This is a genomic window from Pseudomonas veronii, assembly GCF_001439695.1.
GTDB lineage: Bacteria > Pseudomonadota > Gammaproteobacteria > Pseudomonadales > Pseudomonadaceae > Aquipseudomonas > Aquipseudomonas veronii.
The window spans coordinates 13,111-31,803 of sequence record NZ_JYLL01000022.1 but is presented as its reverse complement, the minus strand read 5'-3'; the positions used below and the strand labels follow the sequence as shown (position 1 = coordinate 31,803).

The 18,693-nt window shown below is 61.7% G+C and carries 17 protein-coding genes; 9 read left to right on the top strand and 8 right to left on the bottom strand.

Going from position 1 to position 18,693, the window contains the following annotated elements:
- Positions 1-17 precede the first annotated feature (17 nt).
- The 4 genes from rnhA (at position 18) to TU80_RS22195 (ending at position 4,268) form a co-directional block, all read left to right on the top strand.
- Positions 18-470 carry a ribonuclease HI gene (gene rnhA, locus TU80_RS22210; protein WP_017846619.1) on the top strand — a complete coding sequence of 151 codons (453 nt, stop codon included), beginning with the start codon at positions 18-20 and terminating at the stop codon, positions 468-470.
- A 70-nt stretch (positions 471-540) separates the two neighbouring features.
- The gene (dnaQ, locus tag TU80_RS22205; protein WP_164887049.1) at positions 541-1,281 is read left to right on the top strand and encodes a DNA polymerase III subunit epsilon; all 741 of its coding nucleotides are present in this window, start codon (positions 541-543) and stop codon (positions 1,279-1,281) included.
- 141 nt (positions 1,282-1,422) lie between these two features.
- Entirely contained in the window at positions 1,423-3,678 is a 2,256-nt protein-coding gene (locus tag TU80_RS22200; RefSeq protein ID WP_046383130.1) for an Orn/Lys/Arg family decarboxylase, read from the top strand.
- A 20-nt stretch (positions 3,679-3,698) separates the two neighbouring features.
- Entirely contained in the window at positions 3,699-4,268 is a 570-nt protein-coding gene (locus TU80_RS22195; protein WP_057005424.1) for a GNAT family N-acetyltransferase, read from the top strand.
- A gap of 5 nt (positions 4,269-4,273) precedes the next feature.
- Here the strand turns inward: TU80_RS22195 and TU80_RS22190 are convergent, their stop codons facing one another.
- Positions 4,274-5,167: a LysR substrate-binding domain-containing protein gene (locus TU80_RS22190; protein ID WP_017846615.1), complete on the bottom strand. Its 894-nt coding sequence runs from the start codon at positions 5,165-5,167 to the stop codon at positions 4,274-4,276.
- 151 nt (positions 5,168-5,318) lie between these two features.
- Between TU80_RS22190 and gspG the strand changes: the two genes are divergently transcribed.
- On the top strand, positions 5,319-5,765 hold the full coding sequence (gspG, locus tag TU80_RS22185; protein ID WP_057005423.1) for a type II secretion system major pseudopilin GspG: 447 nt from the start codon (positions 5,319-5,321) through the stop codon (positions 5,763-5,765).
- 103 nt (positions 5,766-5,868) lie between these two features.
- Positions 5,869-6,213 (top strand): hypothetical protein, encoded by a 345-nt coding sequence (locus TU80_RS22180; RefSeq protein WP_017846613.1) that lies wholly within the window; start codon positions 5,869-5,871, stop codon positions 6,211-6,213.
- Between the two features lie 63 nt (positions 6,214-6,276).
- On the opposite strand, the gene TU80_RS22175 is transcribed toward TU80_RS22180, so the two are convergent.
- Positions 6,277-6,513 (bottom strand): hypothetical protein, encoded by a 237-nt coding sequence (locus TU80_RS22175; protein ID WP_046383133.1) that lies wholly within the window; start codon positions 6,511-6,513, stop codon positions 6,277-6,279.
- A gap of 227 nt (positions 6,514-6,740) precedes the next feature.
- Here TU80_RS22175 and TU80_RS22170 point away from each other — a divergent pair, with 227 nt between their 5' ends.
- Complete coding sequence (locus TU80_RS22170) at positions 6,741-7,298, top strand: NADPH-dependent FMN reductase (protein WP_017846611.1); 558 nt, start codon at positions 6,741-6,743, stop codon at positions 7,296-7,298.
- Between the two features lie 104 nt (positions 7,299-7,402).
- Here the strand turns inward: TU80_RS22170 and poxB are convergent, their stop codons facing one another.
- A complete protein-coding gene (gene poxB / locus TU80_RS22165; protein WP_057005422.1) occupies positions 7,403-9,127 on the bottom strand; it encodes a ubiquinone-dependent pyruvate dehydrogenase in 1,725 nt (574 codons plus the stop codon).
- Positions 9,128-9,204: 77 nt separating this feature from the next.
- Positions 9,205-10,428, bottom strand: coding sequence for an NADH:flavin oxidoreductase/NADH oxidase family protein (locus tag TU80_RS22160; protein ID WP_057005421.1), 1,224 nt, complete (start codon positions 10,426-10,428; stop codon positions 9,205-9,207).
- Positions 10,429-10,498: 70 nt separating this feature from the next.
- Here TU80_RS22160 and TU80_RS22155 point away from each other — a divergent pair, with 70 nt between their 5' ends.
- The gene (locus tag TU80_RS22155; protein ID WP_057005451.1) at positions 10,499-10,903 is read left to right on the top strand and encodes a MerR family transcriptional regulator; all 405 of its coding nucleotides are present in this window, start codon (positions 10,499-10,501) and stop codon (positions 10,901-10,903) included.
- A 40-nt stretch (positions 10,904-10,943) separates the two neighbouring features.
- Here the strand turns inward: TU80_RS22155 and TU80_RS22150 are convergent, their stop codons facing one another.
- Both TU80_RS22150 and TU80_RS22145 read right to left on the bottom strand, forming a co-directional pair.
- Positions 10,944-11,438 (bottom strand): DUF934 domain-containing protein, encoded by a 495-nt coding sequence (locus TU80_RS22150; RefSeq protein ID WP_017846607.1) that lies wholly within the window; start codon positions 11,436-11,438, stop codon positions 10,944-10,946.
- On the bottom strand, positions 11,422-13,080 hold the full coding sequence (locus tag TU80_RS22145; RefSeq protein ID WP_046383137.1) for a nitrite/sulfite reductase: 1,659 nt from the start codon (positions 13,078-13,080) through the stop codon (positions 11,422-11,424). The genes TU80_RS22150 and TU80_RS22145 overlap by 17 nt, the downstream gene beginning before the upstream one ends.
- Positions 13,081-13,502: 422 nt before the next feature.
- Between TU80_RS22145 and TU80_RS22140 the strand changes: the two genes are divergently transcribed.
- A complete protein-coding gene (locus tag TU80_RS22140; RefSeq protein ID WP_057005420.1) occupies positions 13,503-14,570 on the top strand; it encodes an ABC transporter substrate-binding protein in 1,068 nt (355 codons plus the stop codon).
- Here the strand turns inward: TU80_RS22140 and TU80_RS22135 are convergent.
- Entirely contained in the window at positions 14,567-14,785 is a 219-nt protein-coding gene (locus TU80_RS22135) for a DUF2970 domain-containing protein (RefSeq protein WP_046383139.1), read from the bottom strand. The two genes, TU80_RS22140 and TU80_RS22135, sit on opposite strands and share 4 nt — an antisense overlap.
- Before the next feature lie 51 nt (positions 14,786-14,836).
- Positions 14,837-18,547 (bottom strand): methionine synthase, encoded by a 3,711-nt coding sequence (metH, locus tag TU80_RS22130; protein WP_017846602.1) that lies wholly within the window; start codon positions 18,545-18,547, stop codon positions 14,837-14,839.
- Between the last annotated feature and the right edge of the window lie 146 nt (positions 18,548-18,693).

Here is an 18,693-nt window from a genome sequence, read left to right as displayed (position 1 = left end):
TTTGATGGATGTAACCGATGACCGATAGCGTTGAACTCTTCACCGATGGCGCCTGTAAAGGCAACCCTGGCCCCGGCGGCTGGGGCGCCTTGCTGGTGTGCAAGGGCGTGGAGAAGGAACTGTGGGGCGGCGAAGCCAACACCACCAACAACCGCATGGAGCTGATGGGCGCCATTCGCGGCCTCGAAGAGCTCAAGCGGCGTTGCGACGTGCTGCTGGTGACCGACTCGCAATATGTGATGAAGGGCATCAACGAGTGGATGGTCAACTGGAAGAAGCGCGGCTGGAAGACGGCGGCCAAAGAGCCGGTCAAGAACGCCGACCTGTGGCAACTGCTCGATGAGCAATGCAACCGCCATAACATCACCTGGAAATGGGTGCGCGGGCACATCGGCCACCATGGCAACGAGCGTGCCGACCAGTTGGCCAACCGTGGCGTCGACGAAGTGCGGGGCTACAAGCAGGGCTGATGCCGGCTGACGTGTTAAGATTGCGCCCCTTGAAATACACCACACCGTTGAGAGCTGAACCCTGATGGCCATCCGATCTGTTGTACTCGATACCGAAACCACCGGCATGCCGGTGACCGATGGTCACCGGATCATTGAAATCGGCTGTGTCGAACTCATGGGCCGTCGCCTCACCGGTCGTCACTTCCACGTCTACCTGCAACCGGACCGCGAAAGTGACGAGGGCGCGATCGGCGTCCACGGTATCACCGACGAATTCCTCAAAGGCAAGCCGCGCTTCGCGGAAGTCGCCGACGAGTTCTTCGAGTTCATCAACGGCGCGCAGTTGATCATCCATAACGCGGCGTTCGACGTCGGCTTCATCAATAACGAATTTGCCCTGATGGGGCAGACGGATCGCGCGGATATTTCCCGGCACTGCTCGATCCTCGACACCCTGATGATGGCCCGTGAGCGTCACCCGGGCCAGCGCAACAGCCTGGATGCCTTGTGCAAACGCTATGGCGTCGACAACTCCGGCCGTGAGCTGCACGGCGCGTTGCTCGACTCCGAGATCCTGGCCGACGTTTACCTGACCATGACCGGCGGGCAGACCAGCCTGTCCCTGGCCGGCAATGCCTCCGACGGTGCCGGTTCGGCGGAAGGTTCGGGCAATCGCCCTTCGGAAATTCGTCGCCTGCCGGCGGATCGCAAACCGACGCCGATCATCCGCGCCAGCGCGCAGGACCTCGCCGAGCATGCGGCGCGGCTTGAAGCGATTGCCAAGTCGGCGGGCGCGCCGGCGTTGTGGACCCAACTGACCCAGCAATAATCTGGCTGAGCGCAATTCAACAATGTGGGAGGGAGCTTGCTCCCTCCCACATTGGTGAGTCGCTGCTTTCAAAATCTTCATTCGCTACATCCGCTCACAGCTTCTACCCTGAGTGCATCATCCTCAGGACTCAAAGCCCCCATGTACAAAGACCTGAAGTTCCCCATCCTTATCGTGCATCGCGACATCAAGGCCGACACCGTTGCCGGCGACCGGGTTCGGGGTATCGCTCAAGAGTTGGAACAAGAGGGCTTCAGTATCTTTTCTGCGGTGGACTACGCCGAAGGCCGGCTGGTGGCCTCGACCCACCATGGCCTGGCCTGCATGCTGATCGCCGCCGAAGGTGCTGGGGAAAACACCCATCTGCTGCAAAACATGGTCGAACTGATCCGCCTGGCGCGACTGAGGGCGCCCAACCTGCCGATTTTCGCCCTGGGTGAACAAGTCACCCTGGAAAACGCCCCGGCTGATGCGATGAGCGAACTCAACCAACTGCGCGGCATTCTTTACCTGTTCGAAGACACCGTGCCGTTTCTCGCCAGGCAAGTCGCCCGAGCCGCGCGCACGTACCTCGATGGCCTGCTGCCGCCCTTCTTCAAAGCCCTGGTGCAACACACCGCCGACTCCAATTATTCCTGGCACACCCCCGGTCACGGTGGCGGCGTGGCCTATCGCAAAAGCCCGGTGGGGCAGGCGTTTCATCAGTTCTTCGGGGAAAACACGCTGCGCTCCGACCTGTCCGTGTCTGTGCCGGAGCTGGGCTCGCTGCTCGATCACACCGGGCCGCTGGCCGAAGCCGAAGCGCGTGCTGCGCGGAATTTCGGTGCCGATCACACCTTCTTTGTGATCAATGGCACCTCGACCGCCAACAAGATCGTCTGGCACTCGATGGTTGCTCGAGATGATCTGGTGCTGGTCGACCGCAACTGCCACAAATCGGTGTTGCACTCGATCATCATGACCGGCGCGATCCCGCTGTACTTGTGCCCGGAGCGCAACGAACTGGGCATTATCGGCCCGATTCCCCTCAGTGAATTCAGCCCCGCGTCGATCCGCGCCAAGATCGAGGCCAGCCCATTGACCCGCGGGCGGCCGGCGAAAGTGAAGCTGGCGGTGGTCACCAACTCCACCTACGACGGCCTGTGCTACAACGCCGAGCTGATCAAGCAGCAATTGGGCAACAGTGTCGAGGTGCTGCACTTCGACGAGGCCTGGTACGCCTACGCGGCGTTCCACGAGTTCTTTGCCGGGCGCTATGGCATGGGCACGTCGCGCACGCCGGACAGCCCGCTGGTGTTCACCACGCATTCCACGCACAAGTTGCTGGCGGCATTCAGCCAGGCCTCGATGATCCATGTGCAGGACGGCGGCGCGCGGCAGTTGGACCGCGATCGGTTCAACGAAGCGTTCATGATGCATATCTCCACCTCGCCGCAATACAGCATCATCGCCTCGCTGGACGTGGCGTCGGCGATGATGGAAGGCCCGGCGGGGCGCTCGCTGCTGCAGGAAATGTTCGACGAAGCCTTGAGCTTCCGCCGTGCCCTGGCCAACCTGCGCCAGCACATCGCCGCCGAAGACTGGTGGTTTTCCATCTGGCAGCCGCCGTCCGTGGCCGGCATCGACCGGGTCGCCACGGCGGATTGGCTGTTGCAGCCCGAGGATGACTGGCATGGCTTTGGCGACGTGGCCGAAGATTACGTGCTGCTGGACCCCATCAAAGTCACGTTGGTGATGCCCGGGCTCACTGCCGGCGGCGCGTTGAGCGACTGCGGGATTCCCGCTGCGGTGGTCAGCAAATTCCTCTGGGAGCGTGGTCTAGTGGTGGAGAAGACCGGCCTGTATTCGTTCCTCGTGCTGTTTTCCATGGGCATCACCAAGGGCAAATGGAGTACCTTGCTCACCGAATTGCTGGAATTCAAACGCAACTACGACGCCAATGTCAGCCTTGCCAGTTGCCTGCCTTCGGTATTTGCCCAGGGCCCGGTGCGTTATCAAGGCCTGGGGCTGCGCGACCTGTGCGACCAATTACATAGCTGTTACCGTAGCAACGCCACCGCCAAACACCTCAAGCGGATGTACACCGTGTTACCCGACATCGCGATGAAACCGGCCGACGCCTATGACCAGTTGGTCAGGGGCGACGTCGAGGCGGTGTCCATCGATGCCTTGGCTGGGCGCATCGCCGCGGTGATGCTGGTGCCTTATCCGCCGGGCATTCCGTTGATCATGCCGGGTGAGCGCTTTACCGAGTCAACGCGTTCGATCATCGACTACCTGGCCTTTGCCCGCACGTTCGATAGCAGTTTCCCCGGCTTTGTCGCGGATGTTCATGGGTTGCAACACGAAGACGACGGCAGTGGTCGTTGTTACACCGTCGATTGCATCAAGGGATAAGGATGTTTATGCAAGCTGTAATGAACCCGAAGTATCCAGGGCTCAGTGTGCGGGTCGCCGACGAGGGCTTCGACGCCTACGTGTGGGGCAATGATTTCAGTTTTGAGGTCAGCGCCTATGGCGTGCCGGAGCTGGGCAAGCGGGTCGAACAGTGGCTCGTGGAGCGCATCCTGCCGTACCGCAAGTGCTACGGCATCGACCCGGAGGAGTTCGCCAGCTTTCGCGATGCGCCCGACAGCGCGATCTTCATGGCCTTTCTGGACGACAGACCGGTCGGGCATGTCGTGGTCAGTACCAATTGGAATGGCTTCGCGCACGTCGATGAGCTGGCCGTGGCGTTGCCCGCGCGCCGTCACGGCGTGGCCAAGGCGCTGCTGGACGTGGCGCAGTTCTGGAGTCGCAAGAAAAACCTGCCGGGCATGATGTTGGAGACCCAGAACAACAACCTCGGCGCCTGCCGCCTGTATGAGCGTTGTGGGTATGTGGTGGGCGGGATCGACCACCTGCGCTATCGCGGGATCGACCCGCAAACCCGTGAGGTGGCGATTTTCTGGTATCGCTTGTTCAAGGCGGAAATCGAAGCGGTCTGACGCGTTCAGCTCGCGAGCAGGCCTTCGGCTTTCTGCGTGACAATCTCCAGCAGTGCATTCAGTGCCGGTGAGGTCACGCCCTCCCTGAGGGTCAGCGCATACAGGCTGACCATGATCGGCGGCGATACCGGGCACGCGTCCAGCCCGGCCTCCCGGGCGCCGAACGCGGTGAACGGATCGACGATCGCCAGGCCTTCACCGGCCTCCACCATGCTGCGCATCATCTGGTAAGTCTGCACCCGCGTCTGCACCACCGGCAGCGGGCGCAGGGCTTGCAGTTTGGCGTCGAGCAGGCGACTGAGCGGGTCCTGGCCCTCCAGCCCGATCATCGACTGCCCGGCCAGGTCCTGCAGGGCGATGTACTTCTGCTTGGGTTTGAGCCAGCCATGGGGCGCGAGCAGTTGCAGTTTGCCCTGGGCCAATACGCTGCTTTGGATTTGCGGATGTTCTGGGTCATGCAGGCTCAGGCCCACGTCGGCCTCGTGCAGCAACAGGCTCCTGACAATCTCGCGGGTCGGCTGGCTCGACAGGTTGCACGGCGTGTCCTGGAAGCGTCGGCGCAGCACGGCGATGCTTTGCGGCAGCAGTTGATTGGCCAGGGGCGGCGTACACAGGGCACGCAGGGTTGGCGCGTGATGGTGCTTCAGGCGGCTGGCCAAGCGTTGTACCGGCTCCAGCGCTTCATACACATGGGCGATTTGCGCCTGTAACTCCAGGGTTTCCCGTGTTGGCTGCAGGCGTCCGCGCACGCTGGCGAACAACATAAAGCCCAATTGCTGCTCGGCGTCCTTGAGCGTCGCGTCCACATCGCCCACAGAAAGCTGCAACCATTCGGCGGCCGTGCCGAGGTGTCCGGTCTGCAAGATGGCCTGAATCACTTCGATATGACGTAAACGCATGGCCGGAGTCTAGGGTCAGCAGGGCCGGGATTCAATGGCCTGGAAAAAAACAGCGGGAGCGTTGATTCGCATCGACTTACGTTAGCCTTGCGCAACTGCAACAAGCAGGGCATATAACGAGCGTATCAACCGAGCGACAAGGGAGCTCAGAATGTCTGCACCAGTCATAGTCGGCAACCGGCGCACCCACGGCGGCTTTACGCGGTGGGCGGTGCTGGTGGTACTCGTCGTCATCGGCGTGTTGGCCCTGGCATTGTGGCCGCGGCTGTTTGGCGAGATGACCCTGACGGAAATCGCTACGGCCAAGGCCCAGGTCGCCGAGCTGGGCAAGGCCGTCGAGCACTTCCATCAAGACACTGGCCGTTATCCGACCGATGAGGAAGGCCTGGAGGGGTTGATCAAGCCGCCTGCCGCCGACGCGAATTGGAAAGGCCCCTATGTCAACGAGGAGCTGCTGACCGATCCGTGGGGTGTTGCTTATCAGTATCACTTTCCGCCGAGCCAACCCCAGGTTCCGTTCGACCTGTTCTCCTTCGGCAAGGATCGGACGTTGGGCGGTGTCGGGGATAACAAGGATATTACCTACGGCGACAACTGATTCATCTGGCATTACCCATCGACCTGTTTAGAATGGTTGGTCTGATCATCAACGACCAATGCCGGTTACCCGGTACTTACAACAAAAACAGGTCTGGTCTCAAATGCCGATGCCCGCGAACTTCTTCGGGGTAACGGCCAGGCAACTGCTGGTCCTGGTGACCGTGGGAGGCGTGGCCGCTTATCTCTTGAGCAATCCCGACGACACTACGTCCGAAAACCTCGCACTCGATGCGTTCATCCGTTCCCAGGAACAGGTGGGCGCGCAGGTGGGTGCGGTGTTGGGCATCACGCTGGTCAGGCAGGTGGTGGCGTATCCCGCGTATGGTACGCCGGGCTACAAGCGCTTGATGTATGACGTCGAGGGCGAGAAGGGGCGACTGATGGTCACGCTCAAACAGGTTGAGGGAGACCCGGGGATTGAAGTGACGGAGGTTCGCCGCCCGTGATCGCCCGGCCCAGTCAATGCCGTCAATGGCCAGGACTGAGCAGGTACGCTCGGGGGCTCAAGCTTATTGCGCGCGGACGGTTTCCGATTCGCGGACGATAATGGTCCCGGACTGAATCAATTTGAATTCATCGCCTTCCAGTTTTTCTACACGGTCGCCAATGGCCAGCTTGTAGGTTGTGGTGGGCGCCGAGCCAGCCAGGCCGTCTAGCGGCGGGGTGGATTCCTGGAACTCATGCACCGAATACACGCGTCCTTCTGCGTCTCTGGCATGGAACTGTCCGACAAGTACTGCTGCCATCTGTTTAGAACCTCTGGAGATAAACACTCGATTTGCGGTTCTGTAGACCGTCATGGAGCGGGGTAGTTTACCTATGGAAAAAAAATACTATTCGTTGATGTTTTCAGACGCTTCCTACGCGGGTGGTCGCGAGGCAGACGCCGGGGGAATTATCAAAACCTTCTGGTGAACGCGTCGCGAAGGCTCTATAACTACAAGCTCCTTTAGTCAGACGTCGGGAAACCTCAATGAGCAAGGTCTACACGATTGCCGTCCTGGTGGGCAGCTTGAGAAAAGAGTCGATCAACCGCAAGGTCGCCCTGGCATTGGCCGAACTGGCCCCCGCCAACCTCACATTGAACATTGTCGAAATTGGCGATTTGCCGCTCTACAACGAGGACATCGACGGGGCATCACCGCCCGCAGCCTACAGTACTTTCCGTCAACAAGTGCGTTCATCCGACGCAGTGCTGTTCGTGACCCCCGAATACAACCGCTCCGTGCCCGCCCCGCTGAAGAATGCCATCGATGTGGGCTCGCGCCCTTACGGGCAAAGCGCCTGGAGCGGCAAGCCGGGGGCGATTATCAGTGTGTCGCCGGGGGCTGTCGGCGGCTTTGGCGCCAACCACCATCTGCGCCAGTCCCTGGTGTTCCTCGACGTGCCGTGCATGCAGCAGCCGGAAGCCTACCTGGGCGGCGCGGGCAGTGTGTTCGACGAGGCGGGCAAGCTGTCGGAGAAAACCAAGCCGTTCCTGCAGGCGTTTATCGATGCCTACGGCAAGTGGGTAGAAAAACAGCACGGCTGATCGCCGATGTGGAAACGGGCTGGCTCGCGATGGCGATGTATCAGTTGAAGATGCATGCACTGAAGCCGCGCAATCGCGAGCAAGCCCGTCAGCCTGTGCTCACATCAGCGTAACCAGTTGGTGCGCGCCAGCTCGATCACTTCATCCCCGCGCCCGCTCATCACTGCCTTGAGCATGTACAGACTGAAACCCTTGGCCTGTTCCAGCTTGATACTGGGTGGCATCACCAGCTCCTGGGTCGCCGTCACCACGTCCACCAGCACCGGGCCGTCATGGGCCAGGGCGCGGCGCAGGGCCGGTTCGAGGTCTTCGGATTGCTCCACGCGAATGCCCAGGATGCCCATGGCGTTGGACATGGCGGCGAAGTCCGGGTTTTTCAGCTCGGTGCCGGCCTCAAGGTAGCCGGCGGCTTTCATTTCCATGGCGACAAAACCGAGTGATGCGTTATCGAACACGATGACTTTCACCGGCAGTTTCAGCTGCGCCAACGAAATGAAATCCCCCATCAACATGGTAAAACCGCCGTCGCCGGACATTGAGATCACCTGTCGCCCGGGGAAAGCCGCCTGGGCACCGATGGCCTGGGGCAGGGCGTTGGCCATCGAGCCGTGGTTGAACGAGCCGATCAGGCGCCGTTTGCCGTTCATTTTCAGGTAGCGCGCCGCCCACACGGTGGGCGAGCCGACGTCGGCGGTGAAGATCGCATCGTCGTCGGCCAGTTCGCTGAGCAGGCGCGCCACGTATTGCGGGTGAATCGGCCGGTTGGCCTTCGACGCTTGCGCCAGGTCATCGAGGCCCTGGCGGGCTTTCTCGTAGTGTTTCAAGGACGTTTCGAGGAAGCTGCGGTCGGCCTTGCGGGTCAGGCGCGGTAGCAGTGCATCGATCGTCTCGCTCACGTCAGCGGCGATGCCCAGGTCCAGGGTGGCACGTCGACCCAGCGCCTGGGGGTTGCGATCGATCTGGATGATCTTCGCGTCGGTGGGGTAGAACTGGCGGTACGGAAAGTCGGTGCCGAGCATGATCAGCGTGTCGCAATTGAGCATGGCGTGGTAACCGGAGCTGAAACCGATCAGGCCGGTCATGCCCACGTCGAACGGGTTGTCCCATTCCACGTGCTCTTTGCCGCGCAAGGCGTGTACCACCGGCGCGCCCAAGGCATCGGCCAGGGCCACCACTTGGGCATGGGCGCCAGCGCATCCGCTGCCGCACAGCAAGGTGACTTTCTGGCTGCTGTCGAGGATTTCGCTGAGGCGTTGCAGGTCCTGTTCCGCCGGCAGGGTGCGCGGCGCATGCAGGGCCGGCCAGGGTTTGAGCGTGTCTTCCACTTCCAGCAGCGACACATCCCCGGGGATCACCACCACCGCCACGCCGCGATTGAGGATTGCCGCGCGCATGGCGCGATGCAGCACTTGGGGCATCTGCTCGGGGTTGGTCACCAGTTCGATGAAGTGGCTGCACTCTTTGAACAGTTCCTGGGGGTGGGTTTCCTGGAAGTAGTTCAAGCCGATTTCGGAAGACGGGATTTGTGCGGCGATGGCCAACACCGGTACATGGTTGCGATGGCAGTCGAACAGGCCGTTGATCAAATGCAGATTCCCCGGCCCGCAACTGCCGGCGCACACCGCCAACTCGCCGGTGGCGGCGGCTTCGGCACCGGCGGCGAACGCGGCGACCTCTTCGTGGCGCACATGCATCCACTCGATGCTGTCCATGGTGCGCAGTGCGTCGGTGAGGCCATTGAGGCTGTCGCCGGTCAGGCCCCAGATGCGCTTGATGCCCGCCTGTTCAAGGGTGGTTGCCAATTGCTGGGCCAGGTTGATTTTCGCCATGAAGAACTCCAATCGTCAGTGAGGTTAAAAGTGGCTGATCAATAGAGGACAGTTCGATCACGGCGAATGCTCCGTGCTTAATGTGAAGATTGCGTCATGGTTGCGCGGTATTGGCGAGTGCGCCGGGCGATAAACCATTGATCGCGGACCAGTGCCATGCACGGCGCAACCTTGGGATTGGGGCGATGGCCGCGGCTCAGGCAACGCATCTGGTGACGCACCACGGCGAGGGCGGCGAGGGGCTTGCGCTTCCAACTGATCGATGTGAGTTGCGGGTTGGGGTCGCGACCTTCGCGCCAGTGTTTGATCAGTTGCGGTTCCAGGGTCAGGGCGGTGGCGATACCGGCCATGGCGATGCCGCTGTCGAGGACTTGCTGCACCACCGGCAAGCGGCGAATGCCACCGGTGACCATCACCGGCATGTTTGCGAGGGTCGCCAGTTCGCGGGCCATTTCCAGGAAATACGCTTCGCGGGCCAGGGTCCGCCCGTCCCGGGCTTCGCCCTGCATGGCCGGTGCTTCGTAGCTGCCGCCGGACAGCTCCAGCAGGTCGATGGGCAGGGCATTGAGCAGCTCAATCACGGCACGCGCATCGTCCGCGTCGAAGCCGCCGCGCTGGAAGTCTGCCGAGTTGAGTTTCACCCCCACGCAAAACGAGGGGCTGACACTGGCGCGAACGGCCTTGATCACTTCAATCAGCAAGCGTGCGCGGTTCTGCAGCGAGCCGCCCCAGTGATCGGTGCGCCGGTTGCTCAAGGGCGAGAGAAACTGGCTGAGCAAGTAGCCATGCGCTGCGTGGATCTGCACGCCTGTAAACCCGGCTTTCTCGGCCAGGCGCGCGCTGGTGGCAAAGCGCGTGATCACGTTCTGGATCTCGTCTTCGGACATAGCCCTGGGCTTGGCGAACATCTTCGAAAAAATACCCAGGTCGAGGGCCACGGCGGACGGCGCCAAGGCTTGCTGGCGCAGGTTGGCCGGCGTCTGGCGCCCCGGATGATTGAGCTGCACCCAGAAGTGCCCGCCGTTGTTGCGTCCGAGGGCGGCCCATTCGCGAAAGCTGTCCAGTGACCGCTCGTCCTCCAGCGCAACGCCGCCGGGGCCGGTCATGGCGCGGCGGTCGATCATCACGTTACCGGTCAGCAGCAAGCCGGGCTCGCCATCCGCCCAGGCCTGGTACAACTGCTTCAATTCACGGGACGGCGCTTGTTGGGCGTCGGCCATGTTCTCCTCCATCGCAGCCTTGGCGATACGGTTGACAAGGACTTGGCCGTTGGGCAGTTGCAAGGGTTCGAAAGGTGACATGGTTGACTCCTGAAGGGGGGAGGCCTCAGGCTAAGCTTAAAGTTAACTTTAATGTCAAGCGGGCATGGCGATGAATATTGGTGAACTGGCGAAACAGAGCGGGCTGGCGGCGTCGCGTATTCGGTTTTATGAGGCCGAAGGGTTGATCAGCCAGGTGGGCAGGCAGGCCAACGGCTATCGGCGTTATGCCCCTGAGGCCCTGCAAACCCTGCAACTGATCCAGAGCGCCCAACAGGCCGGGTTTACCTTGCAGGAACTCAAGGCGCTGATGCCGGCGCCGGGCGAGCACAAGCGCGAGGCGCTGATTGAGGCGTTGGAGCGTAAGGTGCAGCAGATCGAAGGGATGCAGGCGCAATTGGCGCACAGCAAGGCGCAGTTGCTGGGCGTGATCGCGGCGGTGCGCGCGCAGCCGGAGGGGGTGCCGTGTTCCATGGAGCAGAAGCAGGTGCTGGCGTCGATCAAAATCGATGTATAAAAAAGCCCTGGCATGCCAGGGCTTTTCACGATGCTAACGCTTAACGGCGACGGAACAGCGGCAGCGGCTCGTCCGTTGCAGCCTGGTACGTCACGGAAAAGTCCTTGAGGCTTTCCAGCGCTTCATACGGGTCTTTGTCGGGGCGCAAGGCGAAGGCATCGAACCCGCAGCGGTGCAGGTAGAACAGTTGGTCGCGCAGCACGTCGCCAATCGCGCGCAATTCGCCTTTGTAACCGTAGCGGTCACGCAGCAGGCGCGCATTGGAGTAGTTGCGCCCGTCGGTGAAGGCCGGGAAGTTCAGGGCGATGACCTGGAAGTGAGCCACGTCGTCACCGATCTCTTCGGCTTCTTCATCGGCGTCCAGCCACACGCCCAGGCCGCCGTCACGGGCCTTGAGCGCATGACCGTGCTCGCGCCACAGCGCCAGCGGCACGATCAGGTCGTCGCAGTTGGAGATGCCGTCGAAGGTCGCGTCCTTGGGCAGCAGGTGCCAGGTTTCGTCGACGACTTCGTTGTTCTTAATGATTCGCTGCATAGACGCGCTCCTTGAACAGGTCAATGCCGATGCGCTGGTAGGTGTCGATGAAACGCTCATCTTCGGTGCGCTGCTCGATGTACACATCGATCAGTTTGCCGATCACCTCGGGCATGGCTTCCTGGGCGAAGGATGGGCCGAGGATCTTGCCCAGGCTCGCATCGCGGCTGGCGCTGCCACCCAGGGACACTTGGTAGAATTCTTCGCCTTTCTTGTCCACGCCCAGGATGCCGATGTGGCCGACGTGGTGGTGACCACAGGCGTTCATGCAACCGGAAATGTTCAGGTCCAGCTCGCCGATGTCGAACAGGTAGTCCAGGTCGTCGAAACGGCGCTGGATCGATTCGGCAATCGGGATCGACTTGGCGTTGGCCAGGGAGCAGAAGTCGCCGCCCGGGCAGCAGATGATGTCGGTCAGCAGGCCGATGTTCGGCGTGGCGAAACCCCCTTCGCGCAGTTCGCCCCACAGGGTGAACAGTTGGCTCTGCTCAACGTCCGCGAGAATGATGTTCTGCTCGTGGGAGGTGCGCAGTTGACCGAAGCTGTAGCGCTCGGCCAGGTCGGCCACGGCGTCCAGCTGCTTGTCGGTGATATCGCCGGGGGCGACGCCGGTAGGCTTGAGCGACAGGGTCACGGCGACATAGCCCGGCTTTTTGTGCGCCAGGGTGTTGCGCACACGCCAGCGGGCGAAACCTGGGTGCTGCTGGTCGAGCGCGGCGAGTTCGGCGTCCTGATTGCCCAGGGCTTTGTACTCGGGGTCGACGAAGTGTTTGGCCACGCGGTGGACTTCGGCGTCGGTCAGGGTGGTCTGGCCGCCGCGCAGGTGTTCCATCTCGGCGTCGACTTTCTGCGCGAACACCTCAGGGGTCAGCGCCTTGACCAGGATCTTGATCCGCGCCTTGTATTTGTTGTCGCGACGGCCATAGCGGTTGTAGACCCGCAGGATCGCGTCGAGGTAGCTCAGCAGGTCCTGCCACGGCAGGAACTCGTTGATAAACGCGCCGACCACCGGGGTACGCCCCAGGCCGCCGCCTACCAGTACACGGAAGCCCAACTCGCCGGCGGCGTTGTAGACCGGCTCCAGGCCGATGTCGTGTACTTCGATCGCCGCACGGTCCGATGTCGAGCCATTGATGGCGATCTTGAACTTGCGCGGCAGGTAAGCGAATTCTGGGTGGAACGTGGTCCATTGGCGGACGATTTCACACCAGGGGCGCGGGTCGATCAGTTCGTCGGCGGCAACCCCGGCGAATTGGTCGGTGGTCACGTTGCGCAGGCAGTTACCGCTGGTCTGAATGGCGTGCATCTGCACGGTGGCCAGCTCAGCCAGGATGTCCGGCACGTCTTCCAGCGCCGGCCAGTTGAACTGCACGTTCTGGCGGGTACTGATGTGGGCGTAGCCCTTGTCGAAGTCGCGGGCAATCTTGGCCATCATGCGCGTCTGGCGCGAAGTCAGTTGGCCATAGGGCACGGCCACCCGCAGCATCGGCGCAAAGCGCTGAACATAAAGGCCATTTTGCAGGCGCAGAGGGCGGAACTCTTCTTCGCTCAGTTCACCTGCTAGGTAGCGTCGGGTCTGATCACGGAACTGCTTGACGCGGTCCTCGATGATGCGCTGATCGTATTCGTCGTATACGTACATATAGGTCCTGTTCTCGGCAAATCTGCGCGCACGGCCGCGCACTCCCAACGGAGCCGGGGCACGATACCAGTTTGCGTTTATGCGCAAAAGTGATGTTTGAATATATGCAAAGAACCAAATCGACTAATGGGAACGATTGTCGGTATACACGCATTTGTCATGCGGGCAATCATCGACTTTACTGTGGGCGAGTCTGAATGCAATCACCTATAAAACCGACAAGAGGCGATGCGATGAGCCATCCGACAAAAGCCCGTAAACCCGACAGTACCGTGGATGCCTGGGCCATTCTATTTCTGATCATTCTCGTGGTAGGGACGGCGGTGTTCTGGGTCGGCCACCAGTAAACAGCGTTGACTGAGCCTCGAATGACTGTCCGATTGCCAGTATCATGGCGGTCAATGTTCAAGGCTTGAATAACCATGGTGAAGGTTCTGTTTACGTGTGTGTGGTTGCTGGGGCCAGCATTTTGTGGCGTGGCTCAGGCGGCGTCGGTGGTGTTTCTCAACCCGGGCATGTCGACGGAAACCTTTTGGGTCAGTTACGCGCAATTCATGCAGGCCGCGGCCAAGGACCTCGGCCTGGATTTGCGCGTGCGCTATGGCGAGCGCGATCTTCACACCACATTGGTCCAGGCCCGGGAGGAACTGCAAGGCCGCGAGCGGCCGGATTATCTGGTGCTGGTCAATGAGCAGTATGTCGCCCCGCAGATTCTGCGCATGGCCCAGGGCAGTGGGGTCAAATTACTGGTGGTGAACAGCGCGCTGACCGCCGACCAGGTGCAGTTGTTGGGCGCCCGCACGGGCATCGATCTGATCGGCAGCCTGGTCGCCGACGACGAAGAGGCCGGCTACCTGATGCTCAAGGACATGTTGCGCCAGCACGGCCGTGTTGCGCCCGGCGAATCCCTCGACCTGCTGGCCTTCTCCGGCATCAAGACTACTCCCGTTGCCCTGTTGCGAGAGCAGGGCATGCGCCGGGCGCTGGCCGAACACCCCGAGGTGCGCCTGCGTCAGTTGGTTTATGGCGAGTGGAGCCGTGAGCGCGCCTTCGAGCAAGCGACGCAGCTGTTCAAGCGTTACCCGCACACGGCGCTGGTGTGGTCGGCCAACGATCAGATGGCGCTGGGTGCCATGCAGGCGTTTCGGGACAGCGGGCGCGTGCCTGGCAAGGACGCGCTGTTCAGTGCGGTCAACAGTTCGCCGGAGATCTTGCAGGCGCGTCTGAACGGGCAGTTGTCGTCCCTGGTCGCCGGGCATTTCACCGTGGGCGGGTGGGCGATGGTGCTGATCAATGATGATGCCAAGGGCGTGGACATCGGCGCTCACGGCGGGCGCGATCGCCAGGAGGCGCTATTCCAACTGATCGATTCCGCCCAGGCGCGGCGCTTGCTGGGGCCCATGCCGACGGTAAATTTCCGCGCACTGTCCGCCCTGGGCAAGCCTGCGTCCTATGGTTACCCCTTCAGCATGCGTCTGCTGCTGCACTAGACCCCGGCCAGCAGCAACACCAGCTTGACGATGCCGAACAGCGTCAAGGCAAACACCACTGTGAACAGAATGCCCAGGATCACAAAGTGGCTGGGCTTGCCATGGGTAAAGTCGCGGGCGCGGTTCTTGCCGCTCTGCACGCCAAAGGCGGCGGCGACGACGCTGTGCAGCATCTGCCACAGGGTAGGCGGTTTGTTGTTGGCTGGATCGTCCATACGTGCCTCGACACAAGATGTGTGAGGCAAGCATAGACAATCTGCGCGTGCTTAGTTGTCGTAACCCAGGTTCGGTGCCAACCAGCGCTCGGTCACGGCCAGGTCCTGGCCTTTGCGCGCGGTGTAGCTCGCCACCTGGTCTTTGTCGACCTTGCCCACGGCGAAGTATTGCGCCTGCGGGTGGGCGAAGTACCAGCCGCTGACCGCAGCCGCCGGGAACATCGCGTAGTGCTCGGTAAGGAACACGCCGCTGCGGCCGGCATGCATCTCGCGGGCCTCGGGGTCCAGCAGTTGGAACAGGGTGCCTTTCTCGGTGTGGTCGGGGCACGCCGGGTAGCCGGGGGCAGGGCGGATGCCGCTGTACTGTTCCTTGATCAGCGCGTCGTTGTCCAGTTGCTCGTCCTTGGCATAACCCCAGTAGTCTTTGCGCACCTGTTGGTGCAGCCATTCGGCGCAGGCTTCGGCCAGGCGGTCGGCCAGGGCCTTGACCATGATCGAGTTGTAGTCGTCGCCCGCGTCCTGGTAAGCCTTGGCCACTTCCTCGGCGCCGATGCCCGCGGTGGTGATAAACCCTCCCACGTAGTCGGTGATGCCGCTGTCTTTGGGCGCGACGAAGTCGGCCAGGGAGAAGTTCGGCTTGCCGTCGGTCTTGATGATCTGCTGGCGCAGGTGGTGCAAGGTTGCCAGGGGCTGCCCGTCGTCGCCGTAGACTTCCAGGTCGTCATCGTTCACCTGGTTGGCCGGCCAGAAGCCAAACACCGCGCGAGCGCTGATCAGCTTCTCGTCGATCAGCTTGGCGAGCATTTCCTGGGCGTCGGCATACAGCGCCGTGGCGGCTTCACCCACCACTTCATCGGTGAGGATGCGCGGGAACTTGCCGGCGAGGTCCCAGGAGATGAAGAACGGGGTCCAGTCGATGTATTCGGCGAGCACCTTGAGGTCGATGTTGTCCAGCACCTTGGCGCCGGTAAAGGTCGGCGTGACCGGCGTGTAAGTGCTCCAGTCGAACTGCGGCTTCTTGGCGATCGCCGCCGGGTAGCTCAGGCGTTCGGTGCGTGCGCTGCGGTTCGAGGTGCGCTCGCGCACTTCGATGTATTCCAGGCGGGTCTTCTCGACGAAGCCGGCCTTCAATTCCTTGGACAGCAGCTGCGTGGCTACGCCCACCGCGCGCGAGGCGTCGGTCACGTAGATCACTGCATCATTGCTGTACTTGGGTTCGATCTTCACCGCCGTGTGCGCCTTGGAGGTGGTGGCGCCACCGATCATCAGCGGTAGGTGGAAGTCCTGGCGCTGCATTTCGCGGGCGACGTGGACCATCTCATCGAGGGACGGGGTGATCAGGCCGGACAGCCCGATGATGTCGCACTTCTGTTCCTTGGCCACCTGCAGGATCTTCTCCGCCGGCACCATCACGCCCAGGTCGACGATGTCATAGCCGTTGCATCCCAGCACCACGCCGACGATGTTCTTGCCGATGTCATGCACGTCGCCTTTCACCGTGGCCATGAGGATCTTGCCCTTGGCTTCCGGCTTGTCGCCTTTTTCCAGTTCGATGAACGGGATCAGATGGGCCACGGCCTGTTTCATCACCCGCGCCGACTTGACCACCTGCGGCAGGAACATTTTGCCCGCGCCAAACAGGTCGCCGACGATGTTCATGCCGGACATCAGCGGGCCTTCGATCACTTCGATCGGGCGCGCGAACGACTGCCGGGACTCTTCGGTGTCTTCGACGATGTGCGTGGTGATGCCCTTGACCAGTGCGTGTTCCAGGCGCTTGTTGACCGGCCAGCCGCGCCATTCCTCGGTTTCGGCTTCCTTGACGCTGCCGTCGCCCTTGTACTTGTCGGCGATGGCGAGCAGGGCGTCGGTGCCGTCCGGGGTGCGGTTGAGCACCACGTCTTCCACCGCGTCGCGCAGTTCGGCGGGGATCTGGTCGTAGATCTCCAGCTGGCCGGCGTTGACGATGCCCATGGTCAGGCCGTTGCGGATCGCATACAGCAGGAACACCGAGTGGATCGCCTCGCGCACCGGGTTGTTGCCACGGAACGAGAACGACACGTTGGACACGCCGCCGGACGTCAGCGCATACGGCAGCTCGTCGCGGATGTAGGCGCAGGCGTTGATGAAGTCGACGGCGTAGTTGTTGTGCTCTTCGATACCGGTGGCGACCGCGAAGATGTTCGGGTCGAAGATGATGTCTTCCGGCGGGAAGCCGACTTCATTGACCAGGATGTCGTAGGAGCGTTTGCAGATCTCTTTCTTGCGCGCTTCGGTGTCGGCCTGGCCGGCTTCGTCGAAGGCCATCACCACCACGGCGGCGCCGTAGCGTTTGCACAGCTTGGCGTGATGGATGAACTGCTCGACGCCTTCCTTCATGCTGATGGAGTTGACGATGCCCTTGCCCTGGATGCACTTGAGGCCGGCTTCGATCACTTCCCACTTGGAGGAGTCGATCATGATCGGCACGCGGGAGATGTCCGGCTCGCCGGCAATCAGATTGAGGAAGGTCACCATGGCCTTCTTCGAATCGAGCATGCCTTCGTCCATGTTGATGTCGATCACCTGGGCGCCGGCTTCCACCTGCTGCAGGGCGACTTCGAGGGCTTCGGTGTAGTTGTCTTCGCGGATCAGCCGGGCGAAACGGGCGGAGCCGGTGATGTTGGTACGTTCGCCGACGTTGACGAACAACGACTGGCGATCAATGGTGAACGGCTCCAGGCCCGACAGGCGGCAGGCCTTGGGGATGTCCGGGATCTGGCGCGGCGCGTAACCGGCCACGGCCTTGGCGATGGCTTCGATATGCCCCGGCGTGGTGCCGCAGCAGCCACCGACGATGTTCAGGAAGCCGCTCTGGGCGAATTCCTCGATGACTTTGGCGGTTTGCGCCGGCAATTCGTCGTATTCGCCGAATTCGTTGGGCAGGCCGGCGTTAGGGTGCGCGGACACATAAGTGTTGGCCTTGTTCGACAGCTCTTCGAGGTACGGACGCAACTCGCTGGCGCCCAGGGCGCAGTTGAGGCCCACGGAAATCGGCTTGGCGTGGCTGACCGAGTTCCAGAACGCTTCGGTGGTCTGGCCCGACAGGGTACGGCCGGAGGCGTCGGTGATGGTGCCGGAGATCATGATCGGCAATTCGAAGCCCAGCTCTTCGAATACACCCTGCACGGCAAAGATCGCGGCCTTGGCGTTGAGGGTGTCGAAAATGGTTTCGATGAGGATCAGGTCCGCGCCGCCTTCGATCAGGCCCTTGGTGGCCTCGGTGTAGTTCTCCACCAGTTCATCGAAGGTCACGTTGCGGTAGCCGGGGTTGTTCACATCCGGCGACAGCGAGCAGGTACGGCTGGTCGGGCCGAGCACGCCGGCGACGAAGCGTGGCTTGTCCGGCGTCTCCAGGGTCTTGGCGTCGGCCACCTTGCGCGCGACGCGGGCACCTTCTACGTTCAACTCGTAGGCGAGCGACTCCATGCCGTAATCGGCCTGGGACACTTGGGTGGCGTTGAAGGTGTTGGTTTCGAGGATGTCGGCGCCGGCATCCAGGTACGCCTTCTCGATGGAGGCGATGACGTCCGGACGGCTGAGCAGCAACAGGTCGTTGTTACCCTTGACGTCGCTCGGCCAGTCGGCAAACCGTTTGCCGCGGTAGTCCTGTTCTTCCAGCTTATAGCTCTGGATCATCGTGCCCATGCCGCCGTCGAGGATCAGGATGCGTTCCTTGAGGGCTTGGTGAAGGGCTTGCAGACGAGCGCTACGATCGGACATGGGACTACTCTGTTCAGGCATTACGGAGGGCGTGGATCATAGCAAACCTGTGTGGATTTGGAGCATGTGCAGGTTTTGCATGAATATCGTTCATGTTGGTGCGCGTGTTAGATCGGTAGAATCCGCGGGATTTTCCATTTTGGCTT

Coding starts and splice junctions, on each gene's coding strand:
- rnhA (WP_017846619.1), top strand. CDS start 18: ATGACCGATAGCGTTGAACTCTTCACCGATGGCGCCTGTAAAGGCAAC.
- TU80_RS22190 (WP_017846615.1), bottom strand. CDS start 5,167: ATGCGTTTACGTCATATCGAAGTGATTCAGGCCATCTTGCAGACCGGA.
- TU80_RS22195 (WP_057005424.1), top strand. CDS start 3,699: ATGAACCCGAAGTATCCAGGGCTCAGTGTGCGGGTCGCCGACGAGGGC.
- TU80_RS22175 (WP_046383133.1), bottom strand. CDS start 6,513: ATGGCAGCAGTACTTGTCGGACAGTTCCATGCCAGAGACGCAGAAGGA.
- TU80_RS22150 (WP_017846607.1), bottom strand. CDS start 11,438: ATGCAGCGAATCATTAAGAACAACGAAGTCGTCGACGAAACCTGGCAC.
- TU80_RS22200 (WP_046383130.1), top strand. CDS start 1,423: ATGTACAAAGACCTGAAGTTCCCCATCCTTATCGTGCATCGCGACATC.
- gspG (WP_057005423.1), top strand. CDS start 5,319: ATGTCTGCACCAGTCATAGTCGGCAACCGGCGCACCCACGGCGGCTTT.
- TU80_RS22155 (WP_057005451.1), top strand. CDS start 10,499: ATGAATATTGGTGAACTGGCGAAACAGAGCGGGCTGGCGGCGTCGCGT.
- TU80_RS22135 (WP_046383139.1), bottom strand. CDS start 14,785: ATGGACGATCCAGCCAACAACAAACCGCCTACCCTGTGGCAGATGCTG.
- TU80_RS22170 (WP_017846611.1), top strand. CDS start 6,741: ATGAGCAAGGTCTACACGATTGCCGTCCTGGTGGGCAGCTTGAGAAAA.
- TU80_RS22145 (WP_046383137.1), bottom strand. CDS start 13,080: ATGTACGTATACGACGAATACGATCAGCGCATCATCGAGGACCGCGTC.
- TU80_RS22180 (WP_017846613.1), top strand. CDS start 5,869: ATGCCGATGCCCGCGAACTTCTTCGGGGTAACGGCCAGGCAACTGCTG.
- TU80_RS22140 (WP_057005420.1), top strand. CDS start 13,503: ATGGTGAAGGTTCTGTTTACGTGTGTGTGGTTGCTGGGGCCAGCATTT.
- poxB (WP_057005422.1), bottom strand. CDS start 9,127: ATGGCGAAAATCAACCTGGCCCAGCAATTGGCAACCACCCTTGAACAG.
- metH (WP_017846602.1), bottom strand. CDS start 18,547: ATGTCCGATCGTAGCGCTCGTCTGCAAGCCCTTCACCAAGCCCTCAAG.
- TU80_RS22160 (WP_057005421.1), bottom strand. CDS start 10,428: ATGTCACCTTTCGAACCCTTGCAACTGCCCAACGGCCAAGTCCTTGTC.